General features: G+C 43.5%; 13 protein-coding genes and 1 riboswitch. Of the genes, 4 read left to right on the top strand and 9 right to left on the bottom strand.

All coding sequences use genetic code 11. The annotated features are described in order from the left end of the window. Positions 1-16: 16 nt before the first annotated feature. The 9 genes from recC to rppH form a co-directional block, all read right to left on the bottom strand. The gene (gene recC / locus ACY3ZI_RS16740; RefSeq protein WP_487375552.1) at positions 17-3391 is read right to left on the bottom strand and encodes an exodeoxyribonuclease V subunit gamma; all 3375 of its coding nucleotides are present in this window, start codon (positions 3389-3391) and stop codon (positions 17-19) included. Continuing rightward, complete coding sequence (locus tag ACY3ZI_RS16745) at positions 3369-3767, bottom strand: type IV pilus modification PilV family protein (protein ID WP_211887468.1); 399 nt, start codon at positions 3765-3767, stop codon at positions 3369-3371. The genes recC and ACY3ZI_RS16745 overlap by 23 nt, the downstream gene beginning before the upstream one ends. Continuing rightward, positions 3764-4207, bottom strand: a complete 444-nt coding sequence (locus tag ACY3ZI_RS16750) for a DUF2509 family protein (protein WP_487375553.1) — start codon at positions 4205-4207, stop codon at positions 3764-3766. The genes ACY3ZI_RS16745 and ACY3ZI_RS16750 overlap by 4 nt, the downstream gene beginning before the upstream one ends. Beyond that, on the bottom strand, positions 4204-4818 hold the full coding sequence (locus ACY3ZI_RS16755; RefSeq protein ID WP_487375554.1) for a prepilin peptidase-dependent protein: 615 nt from the start codon (positions 4816-4818) through the stop codon (positions 4204-4206). Before ACY3ZI_RS16755 ends, ACY3ZI_RS16750 begins: the two co-directional genes overlap by 4 nt. Then, a complete protein-coding gene (locus ACY3ZI_RS16760; protein WP_211887463.1) occupies positions 4812-5333 on the bottom strand; it encodes a prepilin-type N-terminal cleavage/methylation domain-containing protein in 522 nt (173 codons plus the stop codon). The genes ACY3ZI_RS16755 and ACY3ZI_RS16760 overlap by 7 nt, the downstream gene beginning before the upstream one ends. A gap of 431 nt (positions 5334-5764) precedes the next feature. Then, positions 5765-6616 (bottom strand): thymidylate synthase, encoded by an 852-nt coding sequence (locus tag ACY3ZI_RS16765; protein ID WP_036956314.1) that lies wholly within the window; start codon positions 6614-6616, stop codon positions 5765-5767. A gap of 190 nt (positions 6617-6806) precedes the next feature. Further along, positions 6807-7703 carry a prolipoprotein diacylglyceryl transferase gene (gene lgt / locus ACY3ZI_RS16770; protein WP_036956312.1) on the bottom strand — a complete coding sequence of 299 codons (897 nt, stop codon included), beginning with the start codon at positions 7701-7703 and terminating at the stop codon, positions 6807-6809. Positions 7704-7803: 100 nt separating this feature from the next. Further along, the gene (gene ptsP, locus ACY3ZI_RS16775) at positions 7804-10050 is read right to left on the bottom strand and encodes a phosphoenolpyruvate--protein phosphotransferase (protein WP_211887461.1); all 2247 of its coding nucleotides are present in this window, start codon (positions 10048-10050) and stop codon (positions 7804-7806) included. Positions 10051-10054: 4 nt separating this feature from the next. Then, a complete protein-coding gene (gene rppH / locus ACY3ZI_RS16780; protein WP_006659219.1) occupies positions 10055-10588 on the bottom strand; it encodes an RNA pyrophosphohydrolase in 534 nt (177 codons plus the stop codon). A 113-nt stretch (positions 10589-10701) separates the two neighbouring features. Continuing rightward, positions 10702-10794: riboswitch (TPP riboswitch) on the top strand. 63 nt (positions 10795-10857) lie between these two features. On the opposite strand from rppH, the gene thiB reads away from it, so the two are divergent. From thiB to ACY3ZI_RS16800, 4 genes are all read left to right on the top strand, one after another. Then, positions 10858-11862 carry a thiamine ABC transporter substrate binding subunit gene (gene thiB, locus ACY3ZI_RS16785; RefSeq protein ID WP_211887459.1) on the top strand — a complete coding sequence of 335 codons (1005 nt, stop codon included), beginning with the start codon at positions 10858-10860 and terminating at the stop codon, positions 11860-11862. Continuing rightward, the gene (gene thiP, locus ACY3ZI_RS16790; protein WP_487375555.1) at positions 11838-13442 is read left to right on the top strand and encodes a thiamine/thiamine pyrophosphate ABC transporter permease ThiP; all 1605 of its coding nucleotides are present in this window, start codon (positions 11838-11840) and stop codon (positions 13440-13442) included. The genes thiB and thiP overlap by 25 nt, the downstream gene beginning before the upstream one ends. After that, entirely contained in the window at positions 13435-14133 is a 699-nt protein-coding gene (gene thiQ / locus ACY3ZI_RS16795) for a thiamine ABC transporter ATP-binding protein ThiQ (protein ID WP_211887455.1), read from the top strand. The genes thiP and thiQ overlap by 8 nt, the downstream gene beginning before the upstream one ends. 75 nt (positions 14134-14208) lie before the next feature. Further along, the gene (locus ACY3ZI_RS16800; RefSeq protein WP_487375556.1) at positions 14209-16560 is read left to right on the top strand and encodes a DNA polymerase II; all 2352 of its coding nucleotides are present in this window, start codon (positions 14209-14211) and stop codon (positions 16558-16560) included. The last annotated feature ends 208 nt before the right edge of the window (positions 16561-16768 follow it).

Here is a 16768-nt window from a genome sequence, read left to right on the forward strand (position 1 = left end):
TCTTAGATGCTCTCCCTTATTTTAAGTACTCTGCCATCGGCAGTAAGAAGCGCCGAGTATTACTCAGCAGCGATTCAATCAACGAACTATTTATGCTTCTGCAAGCTCTCAATACATAATCATCTTCCATTTCACCCACTTTCATTTGGCTTCCTTGTAGGCTTTGCAGTAGCGCCGATAACGCCTTTTGCTGCACATCTTCTGACGTAAAGTCATATTCCTTTGTTTTTTTATCAAAACACGCCGAAATCCAATTCCAACCACTCTGATTTAACAGTATTAGCGGCGTATTCATTCCTTCACAATACCCTTCAATAAGCGTATTCAAGTGTACTTTTGCACGCTCTGAGGATATGGCAGAAAAATGCCAAACACTGTTTTCTCGCCCTAATGCGATGCTTTCACCTGCACGAATAAAAGCATTAAAAAACAAATGTTCTATCCATAATTGCACGCCATCATTAGCAGTAAGATAAGCAGGTCGATAACGCAATATTCCTGACTCGTGAACATTTCGCAATAAGCCTGTAATTTTTATCTCATGTATTTCACACTCAATCGGATAATCGACACGTCGATCGCCGTACTCTTTCACTTTTTCAGCTAATGGAGCAATATCATTTAATTGTTTCTCCCAAAATAGCTGACCAAATTGTTTTGCAGGTAATTGCCCAGAGGCTCTTAGTGCATGATAAAGAGGATTTGGATCTTCATCTTTGACTAACAAATCTAACACTTGGTCATTAATTTTATAGCGTTGCAATCCACCTAATACGAAAGGCTCTTCTTCTGGAAGTTCAGTCTCTTCAATCGAGAAATGAACCTTCAAACGCTGCTGGAAAAACCCACGGATAGGGTGACGGTAAAAACGTAAAATTTGTTCTAACGATAACTCTGTAATAGGTTCACGTTGTTTTAATATTGACGTAAACGACTTAGCCGCTTGCTCTGCACTTTTTGCAGCGGGCAACCATTCTTGCGCGAAGCTTTGATAAAGAGAGCCAGAGGCAAAATTCTCTTTCGCAAATGGCACTCGATTATGTTCAATAATCAAATGCTGTTTTAGCCGCTGTGCACTTTCATCGATATTCAACGATTGGTCGCCATCTAAGCAGAAACTCTGACAGATATACTCCAATAATTCAGTGACTAATACCGATGGATTGCACTCTTGGTTATCTCGAATAGAACGTCCGATATAGCTAATATAAAGCCGTTTTGTCGCTGAATTTAATGCTTCTAAGAATAGGTATCTGTCATCATCACGACGCTTTCTATCGCCTCGCTGGACTTTTTCTGCCATTAAATCGAAACCGAGTGGTGGTATATTACGTGGGTATGCACCATCGTTCATACCCAGTAAACAAACCACTTTAAATGGTACAGAACGCATTGGCATTAACGTACAAAAATTCACTGCACCAGCGAGGAAACGCTGGCTAATTTTTTCATCATCAAAACAAACCGATAACTCGTCGCGAATTAAGCGTAATGGGATAGTTTCTTGGTAGTTGGCGGTCAACGCATTTTCAATAATTTTATGCCACTGTGTCGTGAGTAATGCTAAGACAACTTCAGTTTCACTATCGACTTTAAAGCAGCTATCGATTAACTGCTGGCAGATATCTTTCCATTCATCGAGCGTGCGTTCTTGCTCTAAGCGTGTTCGCCATTCTCTAAGTGTATCGACGAGTAATGCTAATTTCCCGGCCAGCTGAGCTGCGAGACCACTACATTCATCGTATGGCAGCACACCATTCCATGGGCCATTACGGCTATCCATCGCATAGCCAAGCAACATTCGGCTTAAACCAAATTGCCATGTATTTTGCCCAATAACCGGTAGCGATAGTGCTCTGACGTTATCATCATCAAGCCCCCAGCGAATTCCGGATTCATTGACCCAACGCCTTAATAAACTCAGTTCACTCTCATCAATATCGAAACGAGCAGCAAACGCTGAAACCTCTAATAACGTCAGTACTTGCTCCGTTGAAAATCGGCTTTGAGGTAAATCCAATAACATAATAAATGCTTGTAGGATTGGGTGTGCTTGTAGCGCTTTTCTGTCCGAAATGGAGAATGGAATATAGAGTGATGAGCTGGTGTTACCGAACACAGCCTGAATATATGGCGCATAACTGTCGATGTCAGCAACCATGACAATCACATCGCGGGGCGTTAATGTAGGATCTTCTTCAAATAGGGCCAATAAACGATCCTGTAAAACTTCAACTTCACGCTGAGCACTATGGCATGAATGAAATGTCACGGATTGATCACACTGAGGAAGTGAGCGCTTCTGCGAGCTACTTTCATACTCATCTAAAGTCACGCCTAGCTGAGCGTGATTTTCAAGGTCGAGAATATCTTGCTGCAAATTTTCGAGAAGGTTATTTCGCCCATTATCAACAAAGGCTGACACTTCATTGGCGGCCTCTATTTGGGAAATAAAATATAAATTATCGCGCCCAAGCTTGCCCCACGATGCTAACAGTGGGTTTGCTAAATTCTGCTCACCTTCCGCGTTGAATAAATTGGCTGCATGCTCATCAATTTTAAAGCGGGAAATTTCGTGCTTATCCAAATAGTGGCGCAATTTCCGTTGTTGTAATCGCGCTAAAAAGGCACTGCTTTGAATATCTCCCCAGTAATAACGGCACGGGTTGGTAAACATTAAGTGGATATCTGAGTGTTCAGCAATCGCGTTGAGTGCTTGCAAATACACAGGTGGTAAGGATGAAATACCGCAAATAAATAAGCGTGACGGTAAATTTTTAGCTAACTCTGGTGATGCTTTTAGCTTATCAATAAAACTCTGATACAAGTTTGCTCGATGCCAAGGCGATTGACCAAGCTGCTCTGTATATTCCACCAAACATAACCATAATCTTTTTTGCCACAATTGATTTTCACTGAGCCCGTCAATCAATTCATTACGTTGCCACAGCGCAATCCATTCAGGTCTATAGACCAAATATTGGTCAAATAAATCGGCAATACGCCCTGATAGTTGATGTAATTTACGCTTGTCTGAATCGTCTTGTAGATAGTGACGTAGAGGCTGAAATTCAGTTTCATTAATAACATTTGGCAAAATTGTCATTAACTTCCAGGTCATCGCTTGTTTAGTATAGGCGCTCTCTTTGGGGATATCGGGAAGCACTCGACGGAACATATCCCAGATAAACGTAGCGGGTAATGGATAGTTAATATTGGCGGCTATTCCAAAACGCTTAGCAAGCTCTATCTGTAGCCATTGGGACATACCTGGGCTTTGTACTAATACAATTTCTTGCTCAAAAGGATGAGTGAGAGGGTCATTCTCCATTAAGTGTGCAATTAGCTCTTTGAGCAGATCTAATTGATTAGAATGATAAACCTGAAACATGACTCTCTCCTTTTGCGCACTGCCAGCGACTTATCGAATACAGTTTCTTGCCCACGAACAAGGACACCTTAGATTCACCACAGCCCCCAAGGCTTACAGAATGCACGATTTTCATCTGCTCTCTTTGAGGATTGCCTTCTTGATACTGTTCTTCTTGAAACTGTGACTCCATTTTCCATGGAACCTTATCATTAAAAGAGTGTTTTCCTTCTAATGTTCCATGTAGAGATCGAATTGCCTGTGAACCTTGATATATTTGATTAAAATTCAAAGCGATATATTGGCTGTAGTTTAGCAGAGCTATCAGCAAGATAGCAAAAACAACCACCGCAATCATCGACTCTACCAGTGCAAATCCTTGCTGTGAATTCTTCATTGGCAAAATCCTTTAATTGCCACAGGGCAGTAATCTATCCAGCCATTTTCACGGGCTTGTATACGCCCTTCATTCCATATTGGTACAACCCATCGATATATCGTTAGCGATTGATTCTTCGAAAATTCCCCCTTACCCGATAAAATGAATTGATTATTTTTATAATGCTTAAGACAGCTAACCCACCCATGATTTGTTTCTCTCTGACACACCCAAGGACTCACCTTTTCAGCTTTCAATTTCCAATGTTGAGCGAGCCCCCATGACAATGCTGATTCTGCTAAATTAAATGATTGGTAATATTTTTCTTCGCGGATTAATTCATGGCTAGCTCGAGCTTGGTAGTAATGTAATGCCTTTAAGAGTATGAGCCCAACACTCATTAAAACCATTACCATGATTAAGGCAATGTTGCCTTGCTGCGCATTTTTTGCCCTCATGGCACATTCCTTAGCAGTACAGAGGAATGATAATCAAACGTTTTATTAGGCAATAACATGCTTTCCACCGTCATAGATATTCCTAAAATTTTCGTGCTTGGCTGCCACTCAAAAGTCAGCTGATTCACTTTTACCATATTAGGATCAAACAACGACTGCCAGCGGGAACCATCGCAGTTTGTCACATTACGGTTAGACTCGAGCTTATTGTTGTTGAGTCTAAATCCAAAAAAATCGGAATGTAATGAACGGCCTTGTCCTATAACCCATTGCCCAGATAAATCCTGATCATAGGCAAAAATAATGCAAGAATTGGCCTGACGACTTAAGAACTTAGTGCTTATGGTTATTGCCTTTCCTTCACAATGAGGCTTGGAAGGTGACTGGCTGCAATGACCTATTCGACGAAAATCTTTTTCCATATTAATCAACACCTGCCGGACCTCCCTATCCAGTTGATATTGAAAAAAAGCCTGAAATAGTTGCTTAAATAACACAGGGATCGTATTCATCGCTGCAATGCAGACCAAACAGCCAATTAGCATCGCAATCAGTGTTTCTAGCAAAGAAAAACCCTTTTCTGTTTTATGCTTTTTAATGTCATTCAACATTTAGGAACACCTGCCAACGTTTGCTGGCTGCAACTGCGTACCCGACCTGAAGATGAAATAATCACGGATATTTGGTCACTTTCATTACTGAGCTCAATTCGAAAAGGGCTACTTGTTCCTTGCCTACCGTAAAAATGAATTAATTCTCTAGATGCATATTTAAGCTCAATGCTCTCAAATTTATCGCCTTTAAATTGGCTGATTTCTTGTGCAGTCTCTGCATCGATAACAACTAAACGCCACTCTTTTGATGTGAAATTTACCGTCACAATACGGTGCTGATTTAAATAAATGCCTTCCATTAGGTTACTGTAGATAAATTCGGCAGTTTGCCTCGCAGCATCAATAAGCTGTAGCCGCTTCACTTGCTGTTGCCATTGATAAAACGCCGGTAAAGCCACTATTGAACACAGAAACAGAACAACCAGTATTTCAATTAAAGTGAATCCCGGCTCATCAATGTTGCGCTTTAGCCACTTTATTTTTCCATGTATCAAATTTGTCTGTTCTGGCATTTCTTGATTCCTCACAATCATTCTCTACAGGGAGCTTGGGTGAAAACCTCTCAGCCCAACAGCCCTCATTTACCATTCTTCGTAGCGCTTCCCAGCAAAATGTAACTTTTGCATTTACCTTAAATGCTTTTGGAAACAGCTTCGCAAAATGAAATAGAGAGATAAAAAAGTTGTCTCGAAAACGAAGATAAACAGCTAAAAATAGTCTGCGGGAATGAAGCGAGAAATGGGAAATAACAACAGTGAATAGAGCGACAAAGGTAATGGAAAAAATAATAGGGAGATAACGATATGAAGCGGCGTCAAAGATTAGAGGACAGTAAAATAGTAAGAATGACAAAAATAATAAAGGCATAGGCGGTGCTCACGCCTATACCTTTACGTTAACCAAACTGATGCACCAGTCAACCTGATGCATCAATCAGCCTAGCTTAAACCGTAAATGGATATTTTATTGCTTCGTGGCACTGATAACCTTCTAAGATGAAATCATCAGTTGTTACCCACGTTTCAAGATCTTCCAAGGTTTTAATTTCAGGGTTAATCGTCAAGCTTGGAGATGGGTATGGTTCACGTTTTAATTGAACATCACGCATTAAAGGCAGTTGATTTTCATAAATATGTGCGTTCACAATTTTATGATAAGCCTTACCGGCTTTGTGGCCCGTAATACGCGCCATTAGCGCCAGCAGTACAAAACATTGAACCTGATTGAAATTAAGCCCAAGAGGCACGTCACAGCTACGTTGGTATGACGTCAAATGCAGCGTATCGCCAAGAAGTGAAAACGTGTGAGTGTGCATGCAAGGACGTAAGCAGCCCATTTCGAACTCACCGGGGTTATAGAAAGTCACAATTTCCGCGCGGTCATCAATACCGTTTTTCAGGTTATTAACCACTTTCTTTAATTGGTCAAGATGAGAGCCATCAGGGCGCTGCCATGAGCGACCTTGGACGCCATAAACGCGCCCCATATCATCTTCACCTTTACGATGCGGGTTATCTAACCATGCTTGGTTTTCATTAGCATTGGCATTCCAAGTATTACAACCAATTTCACGGAACTGCGCTGCATTATCATAGCCACGCAAGTACCCTAATAACTCGGCAATAGCGGCTTTATAAAAGCTTTTACGCGTCGTAATTAAAGGGAATTGATTGTTGCCCACATCATATTCGAGGTCGGCATTAATCACGGTTAAACAGCGAACACCAGTACGCTTGTTTTCAACCCATTGACCTTCATCGATAATACGTTGGCATAACTCAAGATACGGCTTCATAGTGGCTCTCTTACTCCGAAATACAGACGGTTTGTGTTATCGAATATCCCTCAATAACACAAACCGAAAATGACTTAATTTACTGCTTATTAGCGCGATTTGCTGTCTATGTTATTACAGTCTACGTTATTTACTGTCTACGCGACTCGCTATCTGCACCACTTGCTATCGACGCTACTGGCTATCTACGCTACTTACTCTCAACGTTTTTAGCGGGCTTATGGGCAGGGATATTTTTACCGTATTTGTAAGCCCAAACAATCATCAATACACCGATAATAATCATCGGAATCGAGAGAATTTGCCCCATACTGATGCCACCGAATAAACCTAACTGTGCATCTGGTTGTCTGAAGAATTCAACGATGATACGGAATGCACCATAACCGATAAGGAACAGGCCCGATACGCTCCCCATTGGGCGAGGTTTACGTACAAATAAATTCAATATCAAGAATAAAACGATACCTTCTAAAACCATTTCATACAGCTGGGATGGGTGTCTTGGCAATACACCGTATTGCTCAAGAATAGGCAACAGAGAGGGGTCTTGTGCCGCAAGTTGGATATCTTCACTTCTTGAATGAGGGAATAAAAATGCCCATGGTGTATCTAGGGTAACCCGTCCCCATAGCTCGCCATTAATAAAGTTACCGATACGCCCCATTCCAAGACCAAAAGGAATCAACGGTGCAACAAAATCAGAAACTTGTAAGAAACGGCGTTTCGTGCGATAGGCAAACCACATCATGGCACAGATAACCCCAATCAAGCCACCGTGGAAGGACATGCCGCCATCCCACACTTTGAACAGATACAGAGGGTCATCTAAGAAAACAGGCAAATTATAGAAGAAAACATAGCCAAGTCGTCCACCTACAAATACACCGACAAAACCAATGTACAACAAGTTCTCGACTTCATTTTTTGTCCAGCCACTGTTTGGCTTAGAAGCGCGACGTCCCGCTAACCATAGCGCAAAAACGAATCCGACAAGGTACATAAAACCATACCAGTGCAAAGAGACTGGGCCAATCGAGAACATTACGGGATCAATTTCCGGAAATGCTAAGTAACTGTTACTCATCGTTCCCCACTTTAAAATAATTGAGTCAAAAATTATGTCGCATAATAACACGAGGTTATTGCCAGCATATAATTACATATTAATAACATAGAAGATCAAACTAGATCCCGCCACGCACAAAACCACCAAGTCCATTTCTTTCCATAAACTCGCTAATCTTATGGCGAACATTTTCGCTGGTTTCTGCGCCGAGCAAATCAGGCACTAACTCAGCCATCAATTGAGGATCAAGCTGACGAATTAAATATTTCATGCGAGGAACACTGCGCCCACTCATACTCAAACTACGATAACCTAATGCAATCAGCACCATAGCACTTAATGGCTGCCCCGCCATTTCGCCGCACACACTAATCGGCAGGCCTATACGCTGACATTCCATATGTACCATGGATAGAAAACGCACCACCGCAGGGTGCAGGTTATCATAGAGCGCCGCCACATGAGTGTTATTACGGTCGACGGCGAGTAAATATTGTGTAAAGTCGTTGGTACCTATCGAAATAAAATCAACTCGCTGCTTTAACTCTGGCAGCAAAAACAAGAGTGAAGGCACTTCCAACATCACGCCAATTGGAGGTAAATCAATCGATTTTCCGAGTTGTTGGCTCACTTCATTTCTGGCGCGATTAATCAGCCCGATCGCCTCATCCACTTCATTAATACTAGTGATCATAGGCAATAAAATACGTAAATTGCCCGTATCTTGGTTAGCTCTCAGCATAGAACGCAACTGGATCAAAAAGATTTCAGGCTGATCCAGCATGATTCGGATCCCACGCCACCCCAAGCAAGGATTTTCCTCGCTGATCGGCATGTAAGGCAGTTGTTTGTCCGCACCGATATCTAAGGTTCTTAATACCACCGGTTTCGTTGCAAAAAGTTGCAGTACATCCCGATATAACTGCTTCTGTTCATCCTCTGATGGAAAGCCATTGTGCAGCATAAATGGCAGTTCGGTTCGATATAATCCAACACCATCCACCCCATCATGAATTTGCTGTTCATAGCGAGGGCTCAATCCGGCGTTGAGGCAAATATCCACATGCTCGCCATTTTTGAGCACTGCATCTTGAGAAAGCGTACCTTCCGCTAATCGGCTAAGTACATTTTCTTCTTCAATAATTTGCTGGTATTCCTGAGCAATAAAATTTTCAGGCTCAATAAACACTTCGCCACGATAGCCATCCAAAATCAGATGGCGATTATGTAATAAGGAAGGCTCAATATCCGCCCCCATAATCGCGGGGATCCCCATCGCTCGGATCAAGATTGCAGAGTGGGAGTGCGTTGCACCATCGCGCACAATCACACCCGCTAATTGCTCAAGCGGTAATTCAGCAAGAACGCTCGCACTTAGCTCATCAGCCACCAAAATAAAACGGTCTGGCCATTGGCTAGTGGGTGTCAGTGAATCATCGAGATGAAATAATAAGCGCTGCCCTAAGGTGCGAAGGTCAGAGCCACGCTCTCTTAAATAGAGGTCACGTAAACGTGAGAACTGCAAAGCGTAATCTTCGATGACGGTTTTCACTGCCCATTCAGCCACCGCCCCTTGATTAATCGCCGTAAATAACCGTTTTTTCAGTTGGGGGTCATTAAGCAAGTGGTTATATAGGTCGAAAATAGCTGCGCTTTCTTTCGATGAGCTCGCCATAAACCGCTTACTAATACGACGAAATTCTGCCGCCGCACTTTCCAGCGCTATCACCAAGCGTTGACGCTCTTCATCAATATTCAATGTGGTCGCTTGATACACATTGTCTAAAGAAGGTTGAGAGGTATCTTGCCAACCATAAGCCATCGAAATTCCTTGAGAAACAGGGATAGCTTTGAGGCGATTTTGTCGATATTGCCCGAAAATACCTTTTGTTTGCGCTTGGGATAAAATCACCGCTAACTGCATCGATAGCGTGACCATAAAGGACTCTTCAGTTTCGCTGAATAACCGTTTTTCTCGCTGCTGAACCACTAGCACGCCCAGTAATTGGCGTCGATAAACGACAGGCACGCCAAGAAAGGCTTTGAGCTGTTCTTCTTTGAGTTGGGGAAGGTATTTGAATTGCGGGTGTTCGCGAATATCGGCGAGGTTCAACATTTCCGATTGCCGACCGACTGCGCCAACAACCCCTTCGTCGAATCCTAAACGAATAGCAATCCCGCTAGGCTTTTTCAGCCCGCGGGTTGCCATTAGGTAATAACATTGGCGAGGATGATCGGCTAAGTAAATCGAGCACACATCGGTGCGCATCGCTTTGCACGTCTCATTGACCAAAACTTCAAGAGCTTGAGTCAGACTGGTCGCCATCGCGACCTTTTCGACAATGTCACGTAAACGCGTCAACATAGGCTTACTTAACTCCGCGCCTACGATTATTAAAAACAGGTCGTTGTGGTAATTTCTGTTCCTGCAGAGGCATAACTACGGGAGCGAATTCCTTCATCACGCGGCGATAAACTTCGCGCTTAAAAGAGACCACTTGCCTAACAGGATACCAATAACTGACCCACCGCCAGCCGTCAAATTCTGGCGATTTACTGCGCTGCACGTTTATATCGGCGTCATTACATTGGAGTTGAAGTAAAAACCAACGTTGTTTCTGTCCAATACAAACAGGTTTTGTATCCCAACGCACCAAACGCTTAGGTAATTTGTAGCGTAACCAATTACGGGTAGATGCAAGTAACCTTACATCTTTACGCTGTAGTCCGACTTCCTCGTATAACTCACGATACATCGCTTGTTCTGGCGATTCCCCCGGGTTAATCCCACCTTGAGGAAATTGCCAAGAATGCTGACCATAACGGCGAGCCCATAAGACTTGACCTTGCCGATTACAAATTACAATTCCTACATTCGGGCGGTAGCCATCATCATCGATCACTAGACTACCTCAATAACCAAATTTGAAAGATGCCTAATTGTTTCACACATACCCAAACTGGTAAACCTATATCAATACAGTTTGCAGATATGTCTGAAGTAATTACAATAGTCTGCGTCTCAACGGGGTGCCAATTTGGGCTGAGAAATAACCCGTAGAACCTGATCCGGCTAATACCGGCGTAGGGATTTGAGCTACCGCCTACAAATTATTGTATCGGTCCCTCCTCAAATCCTGTGTTTTTTTTTATGATTTACGCAGGAATTACAATGACTAAAAATAAACTCTTTACCTCACTCATTGCCTTAACCACCTTAAGTTTTGCTGCATTCGCCTCTGCCGAAAAACCAACGCTGACGGTATATACCTATGATTCCTTTGCTGCAGAATGGGGACCAGGTCCTCAAATCAAAAAGAATTTCGAAGCTCAATGTGAATGCGAGTTAAAACTGGTTTCTCTAGGGGATGGTGTTGCACTACTGAATCGCCTACGTATGGAAGGGGAAAAAAGCAAAGCCGACATTATCTTAGGGTTAGATAACAACTTGCTCGATTCCGCAGAAAAAACCGGCTTATTTGCCCCAGCAGATATCAAAACGGATGCGCTTAAATTACCTATCGAATGGACAAGCAAAACATTCATTCCTTATGATTATGGTTATTTCGCCTTTATCTATGACACCAATAAAATCAAGCAACCGCCAAAAAGCATGGATGAACTGCTTGATAGCAAAAATAATTGGAAAATCATTTACCAAGATCCGCGCACCAGCACCCCAGGTTTAGGGTTAATGTTGTGGATTGAGAAAATCTACGGTGATAAATCGGCTGATGCATGGAAGAAAATGGCAGCCAAAACACTGACCGTGACCAAAGGTTGGAGTGAGTCTTATGGCTTGTTCTTAAAAGGTGAAGGAGATTTTGTCCTGAGCTACACCTCCTCGCCGGGTTACCAAATTTTAAATGATAAGAAAGACAACTACGCGGCAGCACTGTTCGATGAAGGGCATTATATGCAAGTCGAAGTGGCGGCAAGATTGAAACACAGCCCTCAACCTGAGCTGGCAAAACAGTTCTTACAATTTATGTTAACCCCTGAATTCCAAGGCACATTACCAACCACTAACTGGATGTATCCGGTTATCGATATGCCGTTGCCTGAAGTGTATAACGTGCTACCACTGCCTGCTAAATCCCTGCAATTTAGCGCGGAAGAAGTGGCTAAAGAACGTCAAACGTGGACACGTTTATGGCAAACCGCCGTCAGTCGTTAATCAATTTAACCTTATTACCGGGGGCAATAGCCTCCGGTCTTTTAATCGTCGTTGCCCTGCTCGCTTTTGGGGCGCTGTGGTTTTTCGCACCTGAAGTTTCCCTCCGCGAGATAATCGACGACGATTATTTATGGCATGTCATCGGTTTTACGTTTTGGCAGGCATTGCTTTCCGCTATTTTTTCCATTATTCCCGCTATTTTTCTTGCAAGAGCTCTGTATCGCCGGCGATTTTGGGGAAGAATGCTCTTGCTCCGCTTGTGTGCAATGACGCTTGTTTTACCCGTTTTAGTCGCCGTTTTCGGTATTTTGTCGGTATATGGACAAACCGGATGGCTAGCAAAACTGTGCCTATGGCTTGATGTTGATTATCAGTTTTCCCCTTATGGTCTGCGTGGCATTTTATTGGCGCATATCTTTTTCAATATGCCACTCGCCACCCGGATGTTGCTGCAATCCCTTGAAAATATTGCCATTGAGCAGCGTCAAAGCGCCGCTCAATTAGGGTTCAATGAGTGGCAACAATTTACCCTTTTAGAGTGGCCTTATTTACGCCGTCAGATGTTGCCAACAGGCGCGCTGATTTTTATGCTCTGTTTTGCCAGCTTTGCGACAGTACTGGCTCTGGGCGGTGGCCCTGCGGCGACCACTATCGAACTCGCGATTTACCAAGCACTGAGCTACGACTTTGATTTAGGGCGTGCCACACTGCTTGCGTTAATTCAGTTGGGATGTTGCGTAGGATTAATGCTTATTTGCCAACGTATTAACCATGCCATTTCCGTTGGATTTAGCCACCAAACATCATGGTTTGATCCTGCCGATAACCTGTTTCGCCGTTTACGTGACTGGCTGGTGATTGCTGCAGCTATTTTGCTATTAATTCCGCCGTTATTAGCGGTCATTGTTGATGGGCTCAACGGTCAATTACTGGATGTTTTACAGCAATCTGCGTTATGGCAAGCCACATTGACCTCACTGTTTATTGCACTCTGTGCTGGAATTTTGTGCGTGATCCTCACGCTAATGCTGCTATGGAGTAGCCGTGAACTGCGTTTACGAAATGCGATGAAACTGGGGCAAGCCATAGAACTCAGCGGGCTGATTATTCTGGCGATGCCGGGCATTGTGCTGGCGACAGGCTTTTTTATCTTTTTCAATGAAACCATTGGAATACCCGAAACACCTTATCCGTTGGTGATCATGACTAACGCCTTACTCGCTATCCCTTACGCGCTAAAGGTACTGGATAACCCAATGCGAGATCTGGCCCAACGCTATAATCCGTTATGCCAATCACTCGAAATCACTGGTTTTAATCGATTTAAAATCATTGAATTACGAGCATTACGCAAACCTATCGCACAAGCATTGGCATTCGCTTGCGTGATTTCGATTGGGGATTTTGGCGTGGTCGCCTTGTTTGGTAATGAAGAGTTCCGCACCTTGCCTTACTATCTTTATCAACAGATTGGCGCATATCGAACCAATGATGGCGCGGTTACCGCGATGTTATTGTTGTTACTCTGTTTCTGCCTGTTTAGCCTACTCGAACGCCTATCGGGGAAAACTCATGATTGAATTACAAAATCTAGATTATCAATACGATAACCTAAATATGCATTTTGATATTGCGGTAGCTTCGGGGGAACGAGTTGCCGTAATGGGTCCTAGTGGCGCAGGCAAAAGCACGCTGCTCAGCCTAATTAGTGGGTTTCAATTTCCTCGCAGTGGCACTATCACCTTAAATGGTGAAAATCATACATTTACGCCCCCAGCTAAACGCCCTGTTTCCATGTTATTTCAAGAAAATAACCTGTTTGCTCACCTAACCGTGAGGCAAAATATTGGGCTAGGTTTACAACCGAGCTTACGTTTGAGTGCATCGCAAATGGCTGAAGTCGAGCAAATGGCGCGGCAGGTCAGTTTAACCGACTGTTTAGATCGAACACCAGCGCAGTTATCCGGTGGGCAGCGTCAACGAGCCGCACTCGCACGCTGTTTAATTCGCAATCAACCGATTTTATTGCTGGATGAGCCATTTTCCGCCCTTGACCCTGCGCTGCGCAGTGAAATGCTGCAACTACTCAATGACGTTTGCGTGAATAAATCCATCACATTATTAATGGTATCCCATAGTATTGAAGACTCGCTACAAATCGCCCCTCGCAGCTTAGTGATCGCTGATGGCGCAATTGTGTATGACGGTGATACCGAAACACTATTACAAGGCAAAACCGACGCTTCTGCATTATTGGGCATTTCTAATTAGCCCAACAAATAATACTGTATAAATTCCCACTACTCGCGTATATTAATTTGCAGATTATTTACGCGAGTTTCCTTTATGCCTCAGTCAAACACCCCCGCTGAAAAAGGCTTTATTCTTAGCCGCCATTGGCGAGATACCCGCTACGGTATCGAGGTAAGCTATTGGTTACTCACGGATAACAAACCGCAAAAAGTCATTGTTCCCTATCAACAAGCCGTGGGTTTTTTACCTGAATCCAAGTTTTCCTTAGTACGCCATTTAATTGAAGGGCAAGCTGATATCAGCTATCGCCCCGTGGAACTGATTGATTTTAAACGGGAAAAAGTCTACGCCATCTATTGCCAGCAATATCGTCAATTACAAAACCTAGATAAAAACTGCCAAGCATTAGGCGTTGAGCTGCTGGAAACCGATATTCGCCCTTGTGAGCGTTATTTAATGGAGCGCTTTATTACCGCTCCCGTGTGGTTTTCTCGCAATCATCAGGGAAAATATCAACTCAAACCCTGTGAAGGCTATCGCCCGACACTGCACGCCGTTTCCCTCGATATTGAAACTAGCCAACATGGAGAGCTTTATTCCATTGGGTTATCTGGCTGCGGTGACAATGTGGTGTTTATGTTGGGCCCCGAACAAGGCCCGGCCCTGAATGATCAACATCGACTCGTGTATTCCACCAGCCGCCCTCAATTACTTGAAAAATTGAACGAATGGCTGCAACAGTACGATCCCGATGCCATCATTGGCTGGAATCTGATCCAGTTTGATTTGCAAGTTTTACAAAAGCATGCAGAGCGCTATGGCATCCCTCTGTTGCTCGGTCGGCAAGGGAAAAAACTCGAATGGCGAGAACACGGTTTTAAGCAAGGTGTCTTTTTTGCCTCTGCTGAAGGTCGCTTAATTATTGATGGTATTGATGCGTTAAAATCGGCGACATGGAGTTTTAGCTCATTCAGCTTGGAGTCCGTTGCCCAGCAGCTGCTTGGCGAAGGGAAAGCGATTGATACTCCTTATGATCGCATGGATGAAATTAACCGCCGCTTTGCTCACGATAAACCCGCCCTCGCCCATTACAATATTCAAGACTGTATTTTGGTGCATCGCATCTTTGAGAAAACCGATTTAATGGCGTTCTTGCAAGAGCGCTCGACGGTCACGGGGTTAGCAGCCGATCGCATGGGAGGCTCGGTGGCCGCCTTTTCCCATTTATATATTCCTCGGCTACACCGCTTAGGGTTTGTTGCCCCCACACTTTCAGAACAAAAATTTCAGCTTAATCCCGGCGGGTTCGTGATGGATTCACAACCCGGTTTATATGACTCTGTTTTGGTGCTGGATTATAAAAGCTTGTATCCCTCAATTATTCGCACCTTTTTAATTGACCCAGCAGGCATGATTGAAGGGCTTGCACACCCAGCCCCTGAACACTCTGTTGAAGGGTTTCGCGGTGCTTGGTTTTCCCGTACAACCCATTGCTTGCCAGATATTGTCAGCCATATTTGGCAAGGTCGTGATAAAGCCAAACAGCAAAAAAATGCCCCGCTTTCTCAAGCCCTCAAAATTATTATGAATGCTTTTGCTGGGGTTTTGGGTGCCGATGGATGCCGCTTTTTTGATCCACGATTAACCGCGTCAATCACCATGCGCGGTCATGAAATCATGCGAATTACCAAACAATTGATTGAATCCCAAGGATATCAGGTAATTTATGGGGACACCGATTCCACCTTTGTTTGGCTACGAGATCCCCATACTGATGAACAAGCTCAAAAAGTGGGCTATCAACTGCGTGACCATGTAAATAATTGGTGGAAACAGCATCTTAAAGAAGAGTGGCAACTTGATGGTGTGCTCGAGCTTGAGTATGAAACCCATTATCGGCGCTTTTTGATGCCAACAATTAGAGGCACAGACCAAGGTAGTAAAAAACGTTATGCGGGTTTAAGCCAAGATACGATGGTTTTTAAAGGCTTAGAAACCATTCGTTCAGACTGGACACCTCTCGCTCAAAACTTCCAAAAAGAGCTGTATACGCGCATTTTTTATCGCCAGCCTTATCGGGAATTTATTCGCGACTATATTCATGCCATCCGTTCAGGAGAATATGACGATCGCTTGATTTACCGCAAGCGCTTACGGCGTAAATTGTCAGATTATCAACGTAATGTACCACCTCATGTACGAGCCGCACGTCAAGCTGATGAATACAATTTGCAATTACAGCGCCCATTGCAATATCAAAATGGGGGGTGGATCAGTTATATCATCACTCAAGCGGGTCCTGAGCCATTAGAGACCGTGACCGCGAAACCTGACTATGAGCACTATATTCTTAAGCAAATCAAACCTATCGCCGATGGAATTCTTCCATTTCTGCAAGATGATTTTGACGCCATTTTGACAGGGCAAATTAATCTTTTGTTTTAAAGCCTAACGAACAGCGAGAATTGTACAATTCTTATTACAATTGCCGCATTTTTAACAGGTGACGATAAGCGAATGTTGAATTAATATAACGCCCCTTTGATATCTCGACCTGTTATACGCACAGCTTGGCGAGAAAATCGGCTATACTCATCATAATTCGAGCAGCGCGACTCGAAAAAGAAAAGAGCTATAATTGCCAAACGGCAAA

Source organism: Providencia sp. LY12 (assembly GCF_057621555.1).